The organism is Clostridium merdae (assembly GCF_900176635.1).
Taxonomy (GTDB): Bacteria; Bacillota; Clostridia; order Oscillospirales; family Acutalibacteraceae; genus Faecalispora; species Faecalispora merdae.
The window spans coordinates 1,422,861-1,444,873 of record NZ_FXLN01000004.1 but is presented as its reverse complement, the minus strand read 5'-3'; the positions used below and the strand labels follow the sequence as shown (position 1 = coordinate 1,444,873).

Sequence of the window (22,013 nt, the reverse complement as noted above, 5' to 3'; positions counted from 1 at the left end):
AGTTTCATAACATGCAGTGGACAGGATTAAACGAGATTCGCGAAAAGTATCTTTCTTTTTTTGAATCCAAAGGGCATTTGCGCCTGAAGAGCTTTTCTCTGGTACCCAATGGCGATAACAGCCTTTTGCTGATTAACTCGGGAATGGCGCCCATGAAAAAGTATTTTACCGGTGAGGTAACTCCCCCTAGAAAGCGTGTAACTACCTGCCAAAAGTGCATTCGCACACCAGACATTGAGCGTGTTGGCATTACGGCTCGCCACGGAACCTACTTTGAGATGATGGGCAATTTCTCGTTTGGTGATTACTTTAAGCATGAGGCAACGGCTTGGGCATGGGAGTTCTGCACCAAGGTGATGGCTCTGCCCGAAGACTGTGTATGGGTCACCATTTATCAGGATGATGACGAGGCGTTTGAGATTTGGACAAAAGAGGTTGGGGTTTCTCCTGACCGTATTGTGCGCCTTGGCAAAGAGGATAACTTCTGGGAGCATGGCTCTGGTCCCTGCGGCCCTTGCTCTGAGCTGTACTTTGACCGTGGGGAGAGCTATGGCTGTGGTTCGTCCACCTGTGGCCCGGGCTGCGACTGCGACCGCTATGTCGAGTTCTGGAACCTCGTGTTCACCCAGTTTGACAGTGACGGCAAGGGTAATTACACTCCCTTAGACCACCCCAATATTGACACCGGCATGGGTCTTGAGCGCCTTGCCTGCATTATGCAGGGGGTAGACAATCTCTTCTTAGTCGATACGGTGCAAAATATTATGAAGCACGTAAGTCGTATTGCCGGAATTCAGTACGGTGAAGACAACCAAAGAGATATTTCTCTGCGCGTTATTACCGACCACATTCGCAGCACCACCTTTATGATTGGTGACGGTGTTATGCCCTCCAACGAGGGTCGCGGCTATGTGCTGCGCCGCTTGCTGCGCCGCGCGGCTCGCCATGGTAAGCTCATCGGCATTAACCGCCCGTTCCTGTTTGAAGTAGCGGAAACGGTAATTGCTGAAAACAAGGATGCCTATCCCGAGCTTTCCGAAAAGCGCGACATGATCGTAAAGCTCATTCACGTAGAAGAAGAGAGCTTTGCCCGTACCATCGACCAAGGCTTACAGCTTTTGAACAACCTGATGCAGGGGATGGAAGGCAAGGTGTTCTCCGGTGAGGACGCATTCCGTTTGAACGACACCTACGGCTTCCCTCTTGACCTGACAAAGGAGATTGTTGCGGAGCAGGGGCTGACCGTAGACGAAGAAACCTTCCGCAAATTGATGACCGAGCAAAAGCAGCGCGCTCGTGCAGCCCGTAAAAATGCAGGAGCAGACGCTTGGGCAGGCGGTGCCAACGGTACCGAAGAGCTTCCCGCAACTACATTTGTGGGGTATGAAGGTCTTACCTGTGAGACCGAGGTTCTGGCTGTCATCAAAGACGGCGAGCGTGTGGATGCCGCAGAAATGGGCGACGAAGTAACGCTTGTGCTTGCACAGAGCTCTTTCTATGCGGAAAGCGGCGGCCAAACGGGAGACACCGGAATCATTGCAGTGGGTGAATCTAAGTTCACTGTAACGGATACCACCAAAAATCCCAGCGGGATTTTCCTTCACCACGGTAAAGTGACGGCAGGCTGCATTTCAGAGGGAGATGCGGTTACCGCAACGGTAGATGGCGAGCGCCGCACCGCGATTATGCGTAACCATACCGCAGCCCACTTATTGCAGGCGGCTTTGCGCCGTGTGCTGGGTGCTCATGTGGAGCAGGCGGGCCAGCTTGTAACAGATGAGCATGTGCGCTTTGACTTTACCCATTTCTCTGCAATGACTGCGGAAGAGTTGCAGCAGACCGAAGCCATGGTAAACCAAATGATTTTGCAGGGGATTTCAGTCGAATGCCGTGAAATGCCCATTGAAGAAGCAAAGAAGCTTGGTGCGATGGCTCTGTTCGGCGAAAAATATGGCGATGTGGTTCGCGTTGTCAGTGCCGGCGAGTTCTCCCGCGAGCTGTGCGGTGGTACACATATCGATAATACCGCAAGGCTTGGCTTGTTCCGCATTGTGTCGGAAAGCTCAGTAGCGGCGGGTGTTCGCCGTATTGAGGGCGTTACCGGTAATGGCGTTTTGGCATTGCTCTCCCGTCAGGCAGAGATGATGCAGGAAACGGCTGCGGCTTTAAAGCTGAGCAATGTATCTGATTTGGTACAGCGTGCAAAGCAGGTAGCCGTAGAACTGAAAGAAAAAGACCGTGAGATTGAAAGCCTGAACGGCAAGCTGGCTTCCGTTCGCATTAGCGGACTTTTGGCAAATGCCCAGCCGGTGGGTGGCGTGCGCGTGATGACGGCGATTCTCCCCGGAACAGGAGCGGATGCGCTGCGTGCCATGTGCGACCAGATTAAGAGCCAGCAGGCAGATGTAGTTGCCATTATAGCAGGCGTAACGGATGGCAAGGCTACCATTGCTGCAACAGCAGGCACAGAAGCACAAAAGCTGGGTGTGCATGCGGGTAAGCTGGTTGGCCCCATCGCGAAAATTGCTGGTGGTAACGGCGGCGGTAAGCCAGATTTGGCGATGGCAGGAGCAAAAGACCCCGCTAAGCTGGAAGAAGCACTGGCAGCAGCCAGTGAAATCATTGCGGGCATGCTAAAGTAATAATATAGAAGCATGTTTTTGAAATAATCTTTTTTATAATTTGGCAGCAATTGCATGAAAAACACATATGCTGTATATGGTTCTCTTTTGGGCTTTTGCTGCCGAATCAAAGATTTTTCAGTTTCCATCAACGTTTAAGTTATCGATCGTAGAATAAGCTTTTTATGTAAGGAGGAATTTTCGATGGATTGTGTATTCTGTAATATCGCAAATGGCGAAATTCCCAGCAAAAAAGTATATGAAGATGAAAAAATACTCGCATTTCACGATTTGGACCCCAAAGCACCGGTGCATATCCTCATTATTCCCAAACAGCACATTGCTTCTGCTTGGGAGATTACCGGTGAAAACAGCGGAATTATTTCTTATATTTTCGAGAAAGCGCCGCAGCTTGCCAAAGAGCTTGGCCTTGCAGGTGGGTTCCGACTTGTAAACAACTGCGGCAACGACGGCGGCCAAACCGTACAGCATTTGCATTTTCACTTGCTAGGTGGTAGGTCTATGGAGTGGCCTCCCGGTTAATGGCACTTCCTTTTTTATTTTATGTGAAGAAAGGTCTGTAATTAGAATTATGGCACAAACATATCAAATGACCATCGCAGGGTGCAAGAGAGAGCTCCCGATTTGCCCCATTGATGAACACCTCGACATTGCCGGCTTTGTCATGTTTGGCGATGTAGAGATTACGGAGCGCGCAGCAGAAGAACTGCTTGCCCGCTGCCCGGAGCACGACGTTGTAATTACAGCAGAGACAAAGGGAATTCCCCTCTGCTATGAAATGGCACGCAGAGGCTGCCGTCGTTATGTAGTGGCGCGCAAAAGCGTGAAGGCTTATATGCGCAACTGCATTCATGTTGAGGTAAAATCCATCACAACCGACCACGTGCAGGATTTGTACCTCTCAGAAGAGGATTATAAGGACCTTGCCGGGAAACGTGTACTGATTGTAGACGATGTCATCAGCACCGGTGAATCTTTAGCTGCCATTGAAAAGCTGGTTCACGAGTTTGGCGGCAATGTAGTAGGCCGTGCCTGTGTATTGGCAGAGGGCGATGCCGCAAAGCGCGACGATATTATCTTTTTAGAGCCGCTTCCCTTGTTCTTTAAATAATTGCTCCAAAGGGTTACCAATACGGTAAACCGGGGTTTTTCGGGAGGGTTTTTCCATGCGCCCCTTCGCACTCATCGGTTTTAGTTACCTGCTGGCGCAAACGGCAGCGGTGTATTTTGGTGCGGCGGGCGCACTTACCATGGGCTGTGTTTGTGGGCTGGCCTTTTGCGTATTGGCCTGTGTGAGAAAAACCCGTTCCCTTCGTACCGTTCAGATGGCGCTGCTTTCGGCAGCAGCGGCGTTCGGCTTGTTTTACGCGTATGCTCAGGCAGTGGTTTTACCCGCTCAGCAAATGAACGGGCGCGACGCAGTGCTGACGGGTACGGTTTGCGAGCTGCCCGTCAGCGCCTATGGACGGTATTATTATGTCATTGAGGTTCAGCATTTGGAGGCAGAGTCGGCTCCCTATGTGGAGCGGGTACGTATTTCTGCCCAGAATGCACTGAGTGTTGAGCCTTACGACACCATACAGGCCAAAGCACATTTTTACACACCACGCGGTGGGGAAGGGTTTGACTCCCCCTCGTATTATGCCTCCAAAGGCATTACCCTGTTTGGTTACCTATATGAGTACGAGCCGGTGAAGATTACCCCCGCAAAGAGTAAGCCGCCGTATTCGGCTGCGCTCTCCTTGCGGCGCGGCATGACCGGGGCTCTCTACCGCTTGCTGCCCGTTAAGCAGGCAGGCCTCTCTGCCGGGGTGCTTCTGGGGGATACCTCTGGCATTGGCGAGCAGGTAAAGTCCGATTTTCAAACGACCGGGGTCACACATATTTTGTCTGTTTCCGGTCTTCATATGACGACTATGGCGCAGTTCTTCCTGTTGTTTCTTGGCTTGCTTCGTCTGCCGCGGCGTGCCGGTGCGGCACTGGCTATGGTAGGGGTATTTGCGTTTATGGCGGTAACAGGCTTTGTGCCCTCCGTACTGCGGAGCGGCATAATGAGCCTGATTTACCTGTTTGGGATTGTAGTGCGCCGCCAGGCAGATTCCCTCAATTCATTGGGAATCGCCGCGTTGCTGATTGGTTCGGCAAACCCGTATGCCGCGGCAGATTTGGGGCTGCTGCTTTCCTTTTCAGCCACGCTTGGAATGATTTTGTGCGCGGGGCCGCTCAGTACTCGCCTACGAGCTATGTATGAAGCCGTTCCGGTCGGGCGTTCTGTGCTCGACGGTGTGAATTCAGCGGTATGTACCACAATTACAGCGACCATCTTTACCTTGCCAATTCTCATTTTGTCCTTTGGCTCGGTTTCACTCATATCTCCTATTTCAAACGTATTGCAAATACTGCCTTCCACCTTGTTGATGGTGAGTGCTGCGATCGGCGCCGGGCTGTATGTAGCAGGTCTGCCCTTTTTAGCGATGCCGTTCGCCTTTGGTACCGGTTTGCTCTCGAATTATATGATTGAGTGCGCAAACTTGCTGGGTAAGGTTCCATGGGCAAGCATTTCGGCTTCTTATGGGTTTGTACACTTGTGGCTTGCCAGCTTGCTTTTGCTTGCGGCAGTGCTGTTGGTATGGCCACCCTCGTATCGGGCAAAGCAGTGCGCTGTTCTGCTTAGCAGTATTCTGCTGTTGTGCGGCGTGTTCTCTTACCAGCTTTCCATGCGAACCGTAACAAGGGTTGCGGTGTTACAGGAGGGTGACGGTATTTGTGTTGTGTTAACGCATCAGGGGCATGGTGCGGTAATTGGCTGTGGAGGTTTTCAAGCATCCACTGCCCGCAGTTATCTGCGTGGGCAAGGGGTAAGCCAGCTTGATTACATACAGCTTTTGAGTGATAATAAGGATGAAGCTCTGCTCGCTTCGGAGCTCGTCTCTTATTTTCAACCGAAACAGGTACTGTTGTGGAAAAACGGGCAGGAGAATGAATTTCTACAAAAGCAGCTCATTCATGCGGAGCGCGTAGAGTATTATGATAGCAGGGCAGAGATAAAGCTGTGGGATAGCATTCTTGTGGAACAATATAAAAATGGCCAGCAAAGCTATACGGGAATTACAGTGAATGGGGTAAGAATACTCCTAGCATCGGCGGAAAGCCGCGCGAACCGGATTCCTGCTATATGGCAGCAGGCCGATTTTGTGGTGGCGGATGACCTGCCGCGCAATATGGAGGCACTTGCGCCGCTGGTAACGGTGCTCTCTATGTCGGAGGAAACCGCGCAGTTTAACCTGACGCATCTTGGTGATATTGGGCTTGTATCGGCTTCCACTGGTGATGCAGGCCATGTAATAATCGACACCCGCCCGGGAGGAAAAATCGTGTTAAGGAGGAGCGTCTGATGCCGGAACTTACGGAAGTCCAATGGAAAAAAGCTGCTGACCGTTTGGAGCTGAACGGTCTGTACTTTATATATGGAGAAGAGAAGTACATCATTTCCGCCTATTTACAGCGGTTGCTGAAAAAAGTGTCGGAGGGCCCATTTGCCGATTTTAACGTTCAGCGTTTTTCGGGTGATGGCTTGTCGGCAGACCGTGTAGCGGATGCGGCAGAGGCTCTGCCGATGATGGCGGAGAAAAAGTATGTGCTCATCCACGATTTGGATGTGGAAAAGCTGCCGGCACGGGAGCTCAATAAGTTGTATGAACTGGTGGAAAACCTGCCGGAAAGCACGGTTTTACTCTTTTTTCAACCAACACTTGTGATGGATGTGAAAAAGTCTGCCGCATGGAAGAAATGGCTAACCACCGTGAAAAAGCAGGGAACGGTATTAGAGGTGCGCCCGCGTGACGGGGCAGAGCTGGAAAAGCTGTTGTGTGCTTACGCGGAGAAACGCGGCTGTACGCTTTCCCGCCAAGATGCAGGCTTTTTGATTACCCAATGCGGAAAAGAGCTGCAATCTCTTTTTCATGAATTGGACAAGCTGTGCGCATACATAGGTGGCGGCGCAATTACAAGGACGATCATTGACCAAATTGCCGTAAAGAATTTAGAAACAACGGTCTTTCTGCTCTCAAAAGCATTGGTTGCGGCTCAGTATGATAAAGCCTATTCTTTGCTCGATTTGCTGTACCAGCAGAGGGAAGAGCCGGTTGCCGTATTGGCAGTCCTTTCGTCTGCCTATGTAGATATGTACCGTGTGCGCGCATGCGTGCAGGGAGGGCATAGCTCAACAGAGCTGGCAAGCTATTTTCCCTATAAGGGCAAGGAGTTTCGCCTAAAAAATGCAGAGCGAGATATGAAAAGCCTTTCTTTGGAAAAGCTAAGGGAGAGCCTTTCTGTTTTGTTAGAGACTGATATTGGGCTGAAAAGCTCACGAACCAACGACCGAATTTTAATGGAGAAGCTGATTGCCCGGCTGCTGCTGATTGCCGAGAAGGAGCGAATAACTTGATTAAAATAAAAGAAGCCGTGATTGTGGAAGGGAAATACGATAAAATAAAGCTGTCTTCGATGATCGATGCTTTAATTATCGAAACGCGCGGCTTTCAAATATTTAAGGATGAGCAGCAGATGGCGCTCATTCGCCGCATGGCAGAAACACGCGGCCTGCTCATTTTAACCGACAGTGACTCTGCGGGTTTTATGATTCGCCACCACCTGATGAGCGCAATCCCGGAGAAGCAGATAAAGCACGCTTATATACCGGATGTTCTGGGCAAGGAACGCCGGAAAGAAAAGGCCTCCAAAGAAGGAAAGCTAGGGGTTGAGGGTGTTTCAAAGCAGCAGATTTTAGAGGCACTTAGTCGAGCTGGTGTTCTTTGTGAAGAGGAAGATTGTGCAAATGATGTGGCTGTTCCTACACGTAAAATAGAAAAAACAGATTTATTTAACGATGGGTTAACCGGCGGCGAAAATAGCACAAAAAACCGGAGACGTTTGCTCCAACACCTAAGTTTGCCAGAACGTTTGGCTACAAATGCTTTGCTGAAAGTGCTTAACAGCATGATGTCCTACGAAGAATACCACGAAATGATAGAAAAACTTTTGAAATAAATCGAATTTTAGTTGACAAGCCTTTCATCGGAATGCTATAATACTCTTCGTCGAGTCGGCATTTTGCCTTTTCGAGATATGCGGCTGTGCTGGAATTGGCAGACAGGCACGTTTGAGGGGCGTGTGTTTTTAACGTATGGGTTCAAGTCCCATTAGCCGCACCAATTCTTTTTTAACCTGCATGATTACTGAATTATTTAGTAATCATGCAGGTTTTTTTTATGACTATTTGTTTGAATTTACGTCCGTACAAGACTTTTACGACACTTGGTACCTCATTTAGATTTCAAATAATAATTTAGTTTGGTTTAACAATTTCTACAAATATAATCTTTCTTTACGTTTTCTTTTTGAAAATCAAAGTGCTATAATAAAAGAAAATGAACACTAAACAAAATACGTCATTTCAAGGATTGTGAAGAGGATTTAAAATATGATAAATTCAAAAATTCGAATAGGCGTAATCGGAGATTATGACGGCCGTCCATCCCATATAGCAACGAACGAAGCAATTACACATTGTGCTTCTTTTTTGGGCTTAAAACAGAAAACACAATGGCTTTCCACCGAATGTTTAGAAGCGGTTAATAAGCAAGAACTAAGCGACTTTGATGCTTTTTGGTGTGCTCCGGGCAGCCCGTATAAAAGTGCACAGGGAGCAATGAATGGAATCCAGTTTGCAAGGGAAAATAACTACCCTTTCATTGGAACCTGTGGAGGCTTCCAGCACGTTGTATTGGAATTTGCTCGCGATGTTCTTAACTTACCAGAGGTGAAGAAAACCGATTTCGATCCATATGTTCCAAATCCATTTATTTCAGCTCTCAGCTGTACGCTGATTGAAAAAACTAGAAACATTTTTTTAACCCAAGGTACAAAGGTTGCACAGATTTATAATGTAAAAAGTTCAGAAGAACGTTATAATTGCAGTTTTGAATTAAATGACCAATTTAAAGAACAAATGCTAACCCATGGCTGGGTAATTGCTGGAGCTGACGAGGCTGGCAATACAAGAATTCTTGAACTACCTCGAAGCAATTTTTTTATAGCGACACTGTTTCAACCTCAATTAAACTCAGTGCCTGAAAATCCTCATAGACTCATTCTTGCTTATTTAAAGAGTGTGCATGAATTTAGCCAAAGGCGAATCTAAACAAAGAGCCGGAGTTAATTAACTCCGGCTCTATTTATACTAAAAAATGTATGAATCATGTATTCAATTAATGTTTGCAAGGTCCTCTTTGAGCAAGCCGTAAATGTAATAATCACACCATGTACTCACCATTTTGCCTTGCCGAATCAGCCCTTCTCTTTGAAAACCACATTTTTCAAGTAGCCTGATAGAAGCGGTATTTCGAATATCTACATCCGTCCAAAGTCGCTGAAGCTCTGTGTTCTCAAAGCAAAACTGGGTTACAGCCATGAATGCTTCATGGGCGATCCCTCTACTGTGGTATTCGTTGGAGAGGCGTATTGCTACCTTAGCCATACGGTCGTTTTCAATCAAATAAACCCATAGCTCCCCAATTGCCTTTTGATTCTCTTTCATTGCAATTCCAAGATGAAAGCTTTTAGTGGGCTTTTCCTCTTTGGAAAATAGTAATTCGGGATTTTTATCCGTTTTCCCCGGGCCTTTTCCCCAATAGGTATAAAGTGATTTGTCCGGCATCCACTCTTTCAAAGCAGGAATATCAGAGGGCTGCAACGGTCGAACGGTAAGCCGCTCAGTTTCGATGATTGGTTTATTGGTTATATAATCTGTCAAAGACATCATATCGCTCCTTTAAAAATAAAGAAATAAAACTTTGTTTGCCATTCAATTCAATACACACTTTCTTTGCGTGTCTGCGAGCAATTGTACTTTCTAGGTTACCAATAGGGTACGATTCGTATAGAAAGTTCAGTGTATGAATGATTGGTTCGTTTTCAATTGTTCTATCTTTATCGAGCTCGATGTTTTTATTGTAGCAAGTATTTTTTATACTTCAACCCTTATTTTCGAATTCTCCAATTTGGTAAGATTACAGGTCAAAGGTTTTACGAAATGCACTGGGTGTAATGCCATGAACATCTTGAAATGCCGCCGAAAATTTGGCGGCGTTTTCATAGCCGCACTGAGCCGCTATATTTTTAATATTAAGTTCATCGTCCGCCAGTAGCTGCATCGCTCGTTTCATTACCGCTTCCCGTTTATAGTGGTACAGTGTTTTGCCATAGAGGCTTTTAAAGCTAATTCGAAGCTTGCTTTCACTCATTTCTGCTATAATACAGAGCTCTTCCGTAGAGGGCATCGGCAGCGGATTTGCATCGATTCTCTCCTTTACACGGTAGAGCTTTTGTTCGTTTTCCCATGTCACATAGTGGCGGCGATTGCGTTTGTGCAGCTCCATGTCTCTGTTATGTGCAAACAGGCACAGCAGCTCCATGGCCTTGCAAAGGTAAGCGGGTGGCGGCAGTCGGTTGCCGCGAACTCCCCAGCGTATCTGCTCCATAACAAGCATAATGTTCGGTGTATCTATGTGGTGCGGCATCCATTCTTTTGCATCATCTAGCAAAATAGGGTAGCTGATTTTGTTGTTTGTTAGAAACGAAGAGATACAGGAATCAAAAATCAATACGCTGGTAAAGCAAACGTGTTCTCCTGCCGGAATGGTAATTCGTAGCGGCTTACCATTGCCAATTACAAGTTGTGTAAATGGCTTTAATTTACGGGCAGCTTTTCCTTGCTGTGTTATGGTAATGGTGCCTTGGTCGATGCAGAAGACCAACAGAAAGTGCCGAGAGGTGCGAATGGTGTAATCTATCTTTTTATCATATTGAAACCAAGCGCTGGCGGCAAATAAGCCCTCACCAGCATGGAGCTCTCTTATCCAGCCGTTTTCCCAAGTACCAGGAAAGAAGTATTCTACAAAATCGTTATCGTGGGTTGTTTTCAAATGGTAGTGCTTTGCCATTGCCCCCCAGCCCTGCTCGTATTCGTTTGTCTTGTCCAATTTGGTAGCCTCCTGCGGTATGTTTGGTGGAATTAGTATAGCATTGAATCAAATTACATTGCAATATAATAGAATCCAAAATGGGATAATTATAATCCAAAACTATTTCATTGCTTTGTTTAAAATATAAAAAAATTGTGTGAATGCTAGGGGTTTAAGCGCAGAGCCTCAAATGGAACTTCTGCAGTTTCTCTGGTTTTCCAATTGACAGAAAGTTGTTCTAATGATACGATTGTATTTAGTTAGCGTAATCTAACCAAAGGGTCGCGCAAAAATAAAAATAGAAGTTAAGCCAAGGAGAATGATGATGAACAGAATCGGCAAGAGAATTGTCCCTGCCATTTTAAGTTTCGCAATGATATTTGCTGCCACGGGTTGCCAGAATACCAATCAAAATGCAAGCCAGCCGCAGGAAAGTGCAAGCTCTGCAATACAGGAAGAAAACGGAATTCGCACGGTTTCTACCGTGATGGGAGACATTAAAGTTCCCGTTAAACCCAAAAATGTGGTGGTAAACTGGTACATAGGCGATGTGTATGCGGCGGGACTCAATGTAGTGGGTTACTACTGCTGGGCGCAGAAAACCATGCCTTATTATGATAAAATGATGGAAACAAAAAAAATCGAAAAGTGGGAGCCGGAAGAAGTAATGGCGCTGGAGCCCGACTTGATTGTTACGTACGATAAGGAAGATTTTGAAAAATTCAATAAAATCGCTCCTGTATTGGTAATTGAAGAAAGCGTTGCCTCTGAAGAGCGTGTTAAAATTATTGGAGAAGCAACTGGTACGGAAGAAACCGCAAACAAAAACATTGCTGTTTTTCAAGAAAAGCTGGCAAATGCTCAAAAAACCCTCCAGACTGACCGCTTTCAGGGAAAAACCTTCAGCATATTAGAAGACTGGGGTCCATCGGGTGAATGGTCTGGTATTGCTTACGAAACAGGCTCCCGTGGCGGTGCGCTCATGTATCATTATTTGGGCCTGAAATACCCAGACAAGCTTGCCGCATTAATTGAAAGTTCAAAGCAGCAAAGAGGAACCATTAGCTATGAGGTCGCTCATGAATATTTTGGTGACTATATTCTGTGGTTCCACCAAGAGGGCAAAGATTCGGAATATATGAAATCTAAGATTTGGAATAGCATTCCTGCAGTTGCTGCTGGGCATGTCATTGAAATTCCCGGTGAATACCAAGGCTTGTTCTACTATTCTGATGTTCTGAGCCTGACGGAACAAATTGATTTTATTGATAAAGCTTTTCAAAATTTAAAGTCTTAACAAGCCATTAACTTTATAGGCCAACAAAGGGCTTATGTTAGCCATATGAAACAACGGATAGAGAGGATTCTTTTTCATGCAACAACTCCCTGCAAAACAGCAGCTGCGCGGTAGAGCGCGCTTCACACTGTATATGCTGGCGGGTGCGGTGCTTTTGGTACTCATGTCGGCGGCATCAATCAGCTTTGGTGCCGCCGACATGAGTCTGTCTACCGCGTGGGGTGCTGTTTTTCACTTCGACCCAAACCTGACAGAGCATAATATCATACAAACTCTTCGTTTTCCCCGCACTGTGGCAGATGTGATTGTTGGGTGTAGCCTTGCCATCTGCGGTGCGCTGATGCAGGGAACTACCCGGAATCCTTTAGCCGACTCGGGGCTGATGGGAATCTCTTCGGGTGCAACCTTTGCAATTGCGGCTTGTATGGCCTATTTTCCCGGGCGCACCTATGGCCAAACTATGCTGTTTGCCTGTATGGGTGCTGCCGTTGCAACCGGGATTACCTATTCCATTGCTTCCATTGGTAAACGGGGAATGACCCCGCAACGGTTGGTTTTGGCCGGCATTTCCATATCGATGCTGTTTGGTGCGTTTTCGCAGTACATTTCTATAAAGTATCATTTGGGGCAGGCTTTGGCATTTTGGACGGCAGGTGGAACGGCAAACGCCAAATGGAGCGAGCTTGCCATTGTTGCTCCTATTTTTCTGATTGCTACCTTGGCGGCAATTGTGTTATCCCCTAGCGTTACCGTTATGAGTTTGGGGGAAGACGTAGCTACGGGGCTTGGGCTGAAAACGGGGCTTATCAAGGGTGTATCCACCATCATTGTGTTGCTTCTTACGGGGCTTTCTGTTGTAGTGGTTGGGCCGGTAGGATTTGTAGGGCTGATTACCCCTCACATTGTTCGCCATTTGGTGGGGGTGGACTACCGCTACATTATCCCTGCTTCCGGTGTGTATGGTGCGCTATTAACGGTGTTTGCCGACCTAATGGGAAGATTAATCAACAAACCGTATGAAACTCCATTGGGAATTATATTTGCCGTAGTGGGGGTTCCTTACTTTCTCTACCTTGCACGTAAGCAAAGGAGGGAGTTTGAATGAGTAAATCCTCAAAACGGCGCTTCACCATTCAAAGGGGCGTTTATGTCATCCTGTTTCTAGCAGTATTAACGCTTGTCATTGCAGTGGTCGGAATGAATTCTGGTAAAATGAATCTTTCTCCCTCAGAGGTTCTCCAAGTCATATTGGGGAAGGGAACCGGAAGGCAGAATTTAATCGTACTAGAGTTTCGGCTTCCCCGTATTATACTTTCGGTGCTTGTTGGATTTGGCATGGGAGCATCCGGCTGTATTATGCAAAGTTTGCTCCGCAACGATATGGCTAGCCCCGGCACGTTGGGTATAAGCTCTGGCTCCGGATTATTTGTCCTTATTTTTGTCGTGTTTTTCTCAGTTCAGGGGATGGCGTCGGCAATTATGCTCCCTCTGCTTGCCTTTGTAGGAGGAATTACGGCGGCCGGTCTCATATATTTATTGTCGTATCGGCGCGGGAGAGACATTTCTCCAACCGGGCTTATTCTTACCGGTGTAGCACTTTCCAGTGGGTATGGAGCGCTTACTACGCTATTAACGCTCAAGCTTGACCAAAATCAGATGGATTTTATTCAGCGCTGGAGTGCCGGTAGCCTTTGGGGAGACAAATGGAGCTACCTAGCGGTTCTTGCCCCATGGACATTGCTGTTGCTTTGCTATGTGTTTTATAAGTCGCAGGTACTAAACACGTTGCATTTGGGCAACCAAACGGCAACAGGTTTGGGTGTGGCGGTTAACCGGGAGTTTTTGGGCCTTTCTTTTGCGGCGGTTGCATTGTCATCCGGCAGTGTGGCACTTGGCGGCAACTTTTTCTTTGTGGGAATGATTTCACCCCATATAGCCCGGCGATTGGTTGGTCCCAATCACAAGGTATTTCTACCGGCTACCTGTCTGGTTGGTGCGGCAGTCGTCTTATTGGCGGACACCATTACACGCAGTATTAGTATGGGAACCGATGTTCCTACGGGGATTGTAATTACCGTACTAAGCACACCATATTTCTTATATTTGCTTGCAAAGTCGAACTGATGGTACGGTATTGGGAGCAATAGAGAGGGAGGAAACATGAATCACACAGGGAACAGCATAACAACTGAAAATTTAGATATTGCTTACGATGAGGCTCTCATTGTAAAAGCGTTGGATATGAAGATACCGCACGGGAAGATTACATCCATTATTGGCCCCAACGGGTGCGGAAAGTCTACGGTTTTAAAGGCAATTGGCCGTATTTTAAAGCCTCAAAATGGTTTGGTCTATTTGTCCGGGGAGGACATTCGCAAGCTCTCAACCAAAGAGGTAGCAAAAAAGATGGCAATTTTGCCGCAAACACCAACTGCACCCAGTGGGTTAACCGTAGGTGAGCTGGTGGCCTATGGACGTTTTCCGCATCAGCGTGGTTTTGGCAAGCTGACTCCAGAGGATAAGGAAATCATTCAATGGGCATTGTCAGTAACAAAGCTGACAGACTTTGAAAACCGGGAGGTAGACACGCTTTCTGGTGGGCAAAGGCAAAGGGTATGGATTGCAATGGCTCTGGCACAGCAAACCGACTTAATATTGCTAGATGAGCCGACCACATATCTTGATTTGGCGCATCAGCTTGAGGTGCTGGAGCTTCTCTACGACCTTAACCGCAGGCAGGGGTGTACCATCGCAATGGTGCTTCACGACTTAAATCTTGCCGCCCGTTTTTCCGACTATATGATTGCCATTCGGAGTGGAAGCATTATAAAGCATGGTACCGCCAAGGAGGTAATGACTTCGCAGGTACTAAGGGATGCTTTTTCAATTGATGCACAAATCGTATATGAGCAGGGCTCTGGCAGACCGGTCTGTCTTACCTATGATTTAATACGTACAGATGCCTCTGCCTTAAAGGAGGCTATTGCAGTATGAAGACCACCCTTCGCGTTTTACGGGAAGCGAAAAAATATTGGGGGCATTTTTCCCTTGCACTACTGGCTTTGGTTATCTCAACCTTTGCGGGCTTTTACACACCTTGGGCACTTCGTGAGCTAACCAGCCTTGCAACGGATGGCTCAGCTCATTTTGCTGCCGAAGCTTTGCGTATTGGCCTATTGCTATTGCTTGCAACGGCGTTGCAGGCGGCGGGCAGCTCGGCTTCCGGTTATTTAAACCATTATGCGGCTTTGCATTATGTAGCAGATTTGCGCGGGCGGCTTTACCGAAAACTTCAGCATATGAGCCTTCGCTATTTTCATAAGAGCCGAACAGGCGATTTAACCGGCCGGGTTGTGAACGATACGATGGACGCAGAAGTACTGCTTGCGCATGTTATACCGGATTTCATCGTCAATATTCTAACCTTCCTGGGTGTGGGCACATTGCTTGTTACCATTAACCTAAAGTTGGCTCTCGTAAGCCTCATAACAATTCCATTTCTTTTGGGTATTACCATTTGGCAGAGCGTTCATGTTTCCCCTACGTGGAAAGAAAATTCCAAAATTCGTGGGGAACTTTCGGGAACGGTACAGGATAATCTCTCTGGTATTAAAGAAATTCAAATTTTTAACCAGCAGGAGCAGGAAGAAAAAAAGGTGGAGAACCTATCTTTGCGCCATAGCCGTGCTTACCTAAAGGCCAGCTTTTTCTTTGAAACAACCTACCCACTGTTGGCATTTGTAACAGCGTTGGGTACCGTTATTGTAGTCGCATATGGCGGTCATTTGGTTGGTACGGGAGAAGTAAGCATAGCCGATATTGTAGGCTTTGTTATGTATCTTTCCATGTTCTACGCGCCAGTCAAAAGCTTTTCTAGCCTAGTGGAGCGCGCGGGAGAGGCCACTGCCGGGTGCCGCCGTGTATTTGAAGTAATTGACGATACACCCGATGTAAAGGAGAAGAAAAATTCTGCGATTTTACCCCGCGTAAAGGGTGAAATTCAGCTTCGCAATCTTTCCTTTTCGTATCAAGAAGATATGCCGATTTTGCAAAATGTGAACCTTACCATTCAGCCAGGGGAAACCGTTGCATTAGTCGGTACAACCGGTGTGGGCAAATCCACCATTGCAAATCTTCTAAACCGGTTTTACGACCCCCAGCAGGGAGCGGTTTTGATTGACGGTGTGGATATTCGTGACGTAACCCTGACCAGCCTGCGAGATAATATCTCGATGGTATTGCAGGACACCTTCCTGTTTAATGGTACGGTGTATGACAACATTGCTTACGGCTGGAAGGAAGCAACAAGGGAAGATGTGATTGCCGCTGCAAAGGCCGCCAATGCACACGATTTTATTGAAAAAATGGAAGATGGCTACGATACGGAGATAGGTGAGAGAGGGATTCGCCTTTCCGGCGGGCAGAAGCAGCGCATTTCTATTGCGCGCGCCATACTGCGTAATTCGCCCATTCTAATTCTGGATGAAGCAACCTCTGCACTTGATACAAAAACCGAGCAGGAGATTCAAGCGGCGCTAGATGAAATTGCAAAGCACCGTACAACATTGGTCATTGCACACCGACTTTCCACCATTCAAAGTGCCGATAAAATTATTGTACTGGATGGTACTGGTATTGCGGAGCTGGGAACCCATGAGGAACTGATGGCGCAAAAGGGAATTTATGCCCGTTTGAATCAGGCAAAGGCTTCATAAGCCGTTTTCTGGAGGTGACGACAGAGGTGCAATTATCAAAATCGCAGGCGCATTACATCAAGGCGGTTTATGAGCTTTCATTGGTTAGAGGGTCTGTTCGCGTCATAGACATTGCCAATCGGCTTTCTGTAAGTAAGGCAAGTGCAAGTCTTGCGGTAAGCAGACTTACAAGCAAGGGTTTGCTATTCAGAGATATACAACGACACGTTTTCCTTACACAGATAGGGGAACGCGAAGTGATTCGGCTGCTGGATAAATTTGAGCTTTTACTTTGGCTACTGGTCACAGTCCTTGGTGTTAATTCAGAGGCAGCAAAGCAGGATGCTTGTTCTATGACGTACCTGCTAAGCAAAGAAAGTATCTGTGCAATATGCCGCTTCATAAAAAAAGAGGCATACGAGAGGAGCCTGTGCATACGCTGCCCTGTTACCTCACAGGTTTGCTGCCAAAGCGTTTCTGGCTAAGTTAACTGGTGACTATTTTTATTTATGAAAACAAAGTAAATGATTGAGGAAAGCTCGGGCGTAATTTGCCGGAGCTTTCCGTTTGATATGTGAGCTTTTGCATGGGGCACGTGGGGTTCTTCCCATTGCAATAAACACAAAGGGGTCTTAAAAAGATAGCAAATGCATAGCTGTTGTATTGATAAACTCTATTTCAGATTGACAAATGGTGCTTACCTTCTATAATTTAGGTAAGCACCATTTATTGTTAATGAAAAGCCTTGTAAAACCGAAACCTGCTAGTGAAAAGAATTCACAAGAAAAACGGGAAAGAAGGGCAAATAAAAATGAACATGAGAGAGCGCATGACCAACGGGCAGCTATTCCGCATTAACGATGAACTAATGGCAGATATGCTTCGTGCTAGAAAGCTCCTGCGACTTTATAATGCCTCAACAGAAGGGGATTGGGAGTACCGCACCAGCATTTTGCAGCAGCTTCTCGGTTCTATGGGTGAGGATGTTTTCTTCGAGCCCAATTTTCGCTGCGATTACGGTAGCCAAATATACATAGGCAACCATTTTTACGCCAATTTTGATTGCGTGATTTTGGATGGTTGCCCTGTTACCATTGGCAATCATGTTATGCTTGGGCCTCAGGTGGGTATTTATACGGCATCACACCCCATTGATGCAAAGGCACGAGCCAGTATGATAGAGCTTGGCAGTCCAGTCACAATTGGTAATCATGTTTGGGTCGGAGGGCACACGGTTATTAAGGGTGGAGTAGAAATCGGGGATGAAAGCGTAATTGGTTCTGGTTCGGTGGTGACAAAATCCATTCCAGCGGGTGTCATAGCCGTTGGGAACCCTTGCCGAGTGCTGCGAGAAATTACGCAAGAGGATGCTGCCATTTGGGAGGAACGAAGACTTCAATTTGAACGTGAATTTGGTTTGCAATAAGAATATTCAGAAGCCTCCGTTTTTTATTCGGGGGCTTCTTTTTTGTCCATCAAAGAAAGAAGATTGTACAGTTTGGTTTTGCTTATTTTAAAATAAAGAATCATTTTTGTTTTTTGTGAATTTTCCTCAAAGTTAAGCCGTTTTTTGTCTTTACTTTCGGTTTGACACCGCAGCAAAGCTCCGATATAATAAGGCTATAAACCTGTAAATTAATGTAAATAAAAGTCGACATGCTTTTCCAGCGAACCCTTACATTGCAATACGAAAATGATACAAATCCAAACTTAACATTGCTCAAAAATCTTATTATAAACTTGATTAAAGGGGTAAAACTTATGATTCATTGGAGAAAAGAATCGGAAAACGCGACACGGTCGTTAGGAGAGACAAACAAAATGCCATTTTTCCGTAAAATTGGTTTTCAGCTAGCTTTATTTGCTATTTGCTCCATTTTGGCAGTGGGTAGTATCAGCGTTCTATATATGTCTTACAGCAACCAAAAAGTAATTCAGCAAATCGACACGGAGCGCAGCCAAATGGCAATTACTACTTTAAATGCAATTACAGAAGATTACGCAACAAAGTCGGCGGTGGATGCCAAGAAGCTGGCGCTTGAGCCGGGTGTAATCACTGCGCTGCAACAGGGAAATGCGGCAGCGATTCAATCGGCTGTTACAGCGTCTCTCAAAGAAATGGTAATGGATGTAGACTTTGTTACGGTCGTTAACAGCCAGGGTGTGGTAATTGCCCGCACACATAGCGATAAAACGGGGGATATACTAGCTAGCCAGCCCGATATTGCAAGTGCCCTGAAGGGTGAGGTAACAACCCATACAGATGTAGGTAGTGAAATTCAGCTTGGCATTCACTCCGGAGCACCCATTAAAGATTCTGAGGGGAAAATAGTAGGCGCAATTTCTACCGGCTATTCTTTGGTGGAAGAAAAGTTTGTAGATAAAATGAAAAATATGACCGGCAGTGAATTTACTATTTTTGTTAATGACGAGCGTGCCAACACCACGATTGAGGACAAAGGCAAGCGTGTGGTCGGTACGAAACTGGATGCAAAAATAGCGAAGCAGGTATTGGAAGAAAAAGAGCCGTATTACGGTTCCGCTACCATTCTTGGTAAACCCTACGCTACAGCCTACCAGCCGATTATTGACACCAACGGTAAAGCAATTGGTATTTATTTTGCAGGCGTATCTCTCGAGGAAACAAATGCCGCGGTACAAATGGCTGTACTCATCGCCGTTGTGCTTGAGATACTCTTAATGCTCGTTACAATTGTATTGCTGATTCGGTTCGTAAGGCGTAAAATCTCACGCCCCTTGGAAGAAATGGCGGAGGTTGCGACCCAGCTTTCGCAGGGCAACCTGAATATTGACCTAGACTACCGTTCGCAAAACGAATTTGGCGTGCTGGCAGAGGCGCTTCGTACCACAGTTGCTTCCCTGCAAAGCTATGTTCACAATATTTCAGAAAAGCTGAACCAAATGGCAGAGCGTGATATGCGTGTGCAGATCGATTTGGAGTATGTAGGTGACTTTAAGCCGATACAAACGGCACTGGTGCAAATTTCAGGCTCCCTGAATGAAACACTTTCGCTTATTGATATTGCTTCGCAGCAGGTGAATACCGGAGCAGAGCAGGTTTCTGCCGCGGCACAGGCCCTGGCTGCCGGTGCTTCCGAGCAGGCGGCTACGGTGGAAGAGCTTACAGCCTCCATTGCTACGGTCGAGCAGCAGTCGGAGGAGAACGTACAGAATGTAAGGCAGGCTACCGAATATGTGGAGCAAGCGGCTTCCGGCATTCGGCAAAGCAACGACGAAATGGTAAAGCTGACCAGAGCCATGGAAGAAATACGCCAGTCATCCGACGAGATTTCGAATATCACTAAGGTGATAGAGGATATTGCCTTGCAGACGAACATTCTGGCTTTGAACGCGGCAATTGAAGCTGCACGTGCCGGTGCGGCAGGAAAGGGATTTGCTGTTGTGGCGGATGAGGTGCGCAATTTGGCGCATAAGTCGGCAGAGGCGGCGAAACAAACTGCGGTATTACTCCAAAACGCAGGCGCAACCGTGCAGGAGGGTAGTGAAACCGCTGAAAATACCTCCCGCGTGCTTTCCGAGGCAGGGGAAAAGGCAAAATTGATTAGTGAATCCATTGGGCAGGTAGAGAGAGCATCCATAGAGCAGGCGAGCGCTATCGAACAAATTACGCTGGGGCTATCGCAGGTTTCTTCTGTGGTGCAGAACAATGCCGCAACGGCAGAAGAGAGCTCTGCCTCCAGTGAAGAGCTGGCTGCACAGGCGCAGGCATTGCAGGAGGAAGTCTCAAAATTTGTTTTGGAGCGGCCTTCCACCGGTAGAAATGATTCCATGGAATATAACGACTTCTTTTAAAAAGAGTTGTTCAGTCAAATGAAAGCTTAATGAAGATGAATAATACCGGCAGGTGACCATTTTAGGGCACCTGCCGGTATTATGTTACCCATTTGTGTTTGTTTTGGTATTCAAAAATAGCAGAAAAGGTCTTATTTCACCTGTGTTTTAGAGTGAATGGAAGAATATTCCTGTGTTTTTCAACAAATCGTGCACCAAAATCATGCAAAAAAATAGAAATATAACTTGTAATCTTCCAAGGATTATGTTAAACTGTAACCAATTTGTTACAGTTGTAATATTTTGTAATGAGAGTAGTTCGCAAATTCATGTAAAATTAGGGAGGATTTCAGAAATGCAGAAATTATTGGCGGCTTGCGCTGCATTTGCCTTTTGTCTGTTAACCATTACTGGTCTGTGCGAACCCGCACAGGCGGCAGAAGTAAAAACCGGCGTTGGCTTGTCCGAGCATGTTCTGAAAGCCCATACAGAAAATTGGAAGTATAGCTACGGTTCTTATGGCCAGCTACGAAATGGCAGCCGCTATACCGATTGCTCCGGTTTGATTAAATCGTATTTATGGTGGACGGGTGAAAAAACAAACCCCAATTCCAGCTTGATGCAAGTTCCGGGTACTGGCAGTGGGATGCTGAGTTCCGCGAAAACGAAGGGTACCATCAATTACAGCAACTGGTCGTCTCTGCCCAGAACACATGGCCTTATTTTATTCCAGCCCGGTCATGTTGGCGTTTATGTTGGCAATAACGTTGGTATTGATAACAGAGACGTAGGCTATAATATGAAAAAAGAGCCGGTTTTTGGTCGTGCAAAAAATAAATGGACAACTTGGTTTAAGCTGAGCCAGCTCAGCTACCCCACTACGGGCTTTGTTACATATGATGGAAACGAATATTATTATGAAAACGGCGAGTACGCCATAAAGACAACTCGTACCATTGGGGACAAAATCTATACCATTGGCGCAGATGGTATCATTACCGGCAGTGCATTAACTCCGGCGGCACAGGCACTTCAGGCAGCGGCTCTCGCACAGCCTACTGAAAACAAACCTACCACAGCAGCGGTACAGCAAACAGTAGCGGGTGACCCCATTCCGGACGATGTGATGCAGGCCGCTGAGGCCTTTTTGGCACCAGTTCAAAAATGATAAATGGCGCTCCGTACTCCCTTTATACATAAAAGGCTTTACAATGGGGGTATACTGAATAGTAGGAGACGCCCACGTGTAATTCAATCGCACCATATTTCATTTGAATCTATTGCGGCAGGGCGGTTTTCCGCTTTGCCGTTTTTATTTTTAGAAGAAACGCAGTGAAAAGCATGAAAATCAAAGGATATGGGAGAAAAACCAATTAAAACCCGCATAAATTGAGCGATATATTCAAAAAATATCAAAATTCGGTAAAAAATCAAATAATATCTTGACAATTCGCATTTTTCACTCTATTATTTTAAAGTGTTGCTTGAATGTGATAAACATATCTTTCCCCCGCCTTTGGCGGGGGAAAGATATGTATTCGAG

The 22,013-nt window shown here is 46.5% G+C and carries 18 protein-coding genes and 1 tRNA gene; 17 read left to right on the top strand and 2 right to left on the bottom strand.

Going from position 1 to position 22,013, the window contains the following annotated elements:
• The first annotated feature begins 11 nt into the window (after window positions 1-11).
• The 8 genes from alaS (at window position 12) to CAN90_RS12540 (ending at window position 8,844) form a co-directional block, all read left to right on the top strand.
• Window positions 12-2,642, top strand: a complete 2,631-nt coding sequence (gene alaS / locus CAN90_RS12575; protein ID WP_085834152.1) for an alanine--tRNA ligase — start codon at window positions 12-14, stop codon at window positions 2,640-2,642.
• A 183-nt stretch (window positions 2,643-2,825) separates the two neighbouring features.
• Window positions 2,826-3,164: a histidine triad nucleotide-binding protein gene (locus tag CAN90_RS12570; protein ID WP_085834151.1), complete on the top strand. Its 339-nt coding sequence runs from the start codon at window positions 2,826-2,828 to the stop codon at window positions 3,162-3,164.
• Window positions 3,165-3,213: 49 nt separating this feature from the next.
• Entirely contained in the window at window positions 3,214-3,753 is a 540-nt protein-coding gene (locus tag CAN90_RS12565) for a phosphoribosyltransferase family protein (RefSeq protein WP_085834150.1), read from the top strand.
• A gap of 55 nt (window positions 3,754-3,808) precedes the next feature.
• Complete coding sequence (locus CAN90_RS12560; protein WP_085834149.1) at window positions 3,809-6,037, top strand: ComEC/Rec2 family competence protein; 2,229 nt, start codon at window positions 3,809-3,811, stop codon at window positions 6,035-6,037.
• A complete protein-coding gene (gene holA / locus CAN90_RS12555; RefSeq protein WP_085834148.1) occupies window positions 6,037-7,089 on the top strand; it encodes a DNA polymerase III subunit delta in 1,053 nt (350 codons plus the stop codon). The genes CAN90_RS12560 and holA overlap by 1 nt, the downstream gene beginning before the upstream one ends.
• Complete coding sequence (locus tag CAN90_RS12550) at window positions 7,086-7,691, top strand: ribonuclease M5 (protein WP_085834147.1); 606 nt, start codon at window positions 7,086-7,088, stop codon at window positions 7,689-7,691. The genes holA and CAN90_RS12550 overlap by 4 nt, the downstream gene beginning before the upstream one ends.
• An 80-nt stretch (window positions 7,692-7,771) precedes the next feature.
• Window positions 7,772-7,855: transfer RNA gene (locus tag CAN90_RS12545), tRNA-Leu, on the top strand.
• Window positions 7,856-8,124: 269 nt separating this feature from the next.
• On the top strand, window positions 8,125-8,844 hold the full coding sequence (locus tag CAN90_RS12540; RefSeq protein ID WP_200807583.1) for a CTP synthase C-terminal region-related (seleno)protein: 720 nt from the start codon (window positions 8,125-8,127) through the stop codon (window positions 8,842-8,844).
• Between the two features lie 63 nt (window positions 8,845-8,907).
• On the opposite strand, the gene CAN90_RS12535 is transcribed toward CAN90_RS12540, so the two are convergent.
• Window positions 8,908-9,462 (bottom strand): GNAT family N-acetyltransferase, encoded by a 555-nt coding sequence (locus tag CAN90_RS12535; RefSeq protein ID WP_085834146.1) that lies wholly within the window; start codon window positions 9,460-9,462, stop codon window positions 8,908-8,910.
• Between the two features lie 250 nt (window positions 9,463-9,712).
• Window positions 9,713-10,684 (bottom strand): helix-turn-helix domain-containing protein, encoded by a 972-nt coding sequence (locus CAN90_RS12530; RefSeq protein WP_143750835.1) that lies wholly within the window; start codon window positions 10,682-10,684, stop codon window positions 9,713-9,715.
• A gap of 301 nt (window positions 10,685-10,985) precedes the next feature.
• Here CAN90_RS12530 and CAN90_RS12525 point away from each other — a divergent pair, with 301 nt between their 5' ends.
• The 9 genes from CAN90_RS12525 (at window position 10,986) to CAN90_RS12485 (ending at window position 21,638) form a co-directional block, all read left to right on the top strand.
• The gene (locus CAN90_RS12525; RefSeq protein ID WP_242953652.1) at window positions 10,986-11,963 is read left to right on the top strand and encodes an ABC transporter substrate-binding protein; all 978 of its coding nucleotides are present in this window, start codon (window positions 10,986-10,988) and stop codon (window positions 11,961-11,963) included.
• Window positions 11,964-12,039: 76 nt separating this feature from the next.
• Complete coding sequence (locus CAN90_RS12520; RefSeq protein ID WP_085834144.1) at window positions 12,040-13,068, top strand: FecCD family ABC transporter permease; 1,029 nt, start codon at window positions 12,040-12,042, stop codon at window positions 13,066-13,068.
• Window positions 13,065-14,087, top strand: coding sequence for a FecCD family ABC transporter permease (locus CAN90_RS12515; protein WP_085834143.1), 1,023 nt, complete (start codon window positions 13,065-13,067; stop codon window positions 14,085-14,087). The genes CAN90_RS12520 and CAN90_RS12515 overlap by 4 nt, the downstream gene beginning before the upstream one ends.
• A gap of 36 nt (window positions 14,088-14,123) precedes the next feature.
• Window positions 14,124-14,957 (top strand): ABC transporter ATP-binding protein, encoded by an 834-nt coding sequence (locus tag CAN90_RS12510; protein ID WP_085834142.1) that lies wholly within the window; start codon window positions 14,124-14,126, stop codon window positions 14,955-14,957.
• Entirely contained in the window at window positions 14,954-16,678 is a 1,725-nt protein-coding gene (locus tag CAN90_RS12505; RefSeq protein WP_085834141.1) for an ABC transporter ATP-binding protein, read from the top strand. The genes CAN90_RS12510 and CAN90_RS12505 overlap by 4 nt, the downstream gene beginning before the upstream one ends.
• 26 nt (window positions 16,679-16,704) lie before the next feature.
• Entirely contained in the window at window positions 16,705-17,142 is a 438-nt protein-coding gene (locus tag CAN90_RS12500; protein WP_143750834.1) for a metal-dependent transcriptional regulator, read from the top strand.
• A 326-nt stretch (window positions 17,143-17,468) separates the two neighbouring features.
• The gene (locus CAN90_RS12495; RefSeq protein ID WP_085834139.1) at window positions 17,469-18,083 is read left to right on the top strand and encodes a sugar O-acetyltransferase; all 615 of its coding nucleotides are present in this window, start codon (window positions 17,469-17,471) and stop codon (window positions 18,081-18,083) included.
• 335 nt (window positions 18,084-18,418) lie between these two features.
• The gene (locus CAN90_RS12490; protein WP_085834138.1) at window positions 18,419-20,491 is read left to right on the top strand and encodes a methyl-accepting chemotaxis protein; all 2,073 of its coding nucleotides are present in this window, start codon (window positions 18,419-18,421) and stop codon (window positions 20,489-20,491) included.
• Window positions 20,492-20,825: 334 nt separating this feature from the next.
• Window positions 20,826-21,638 carry an NlpC/P60 family protein gene (locus tag CAN90_RS12485; RefSeq protein ID WP_085834137.1) on the top strand — a complete coding sequence of 271 codons (813 nt, stop codon included), beginning with the start codon at window positions 20,826-20,828 and terminating at the stop codon, window positions 21,636-21,638.
• Window positions 21,639-22,013 lie beyond the last annotated feature (375 nt).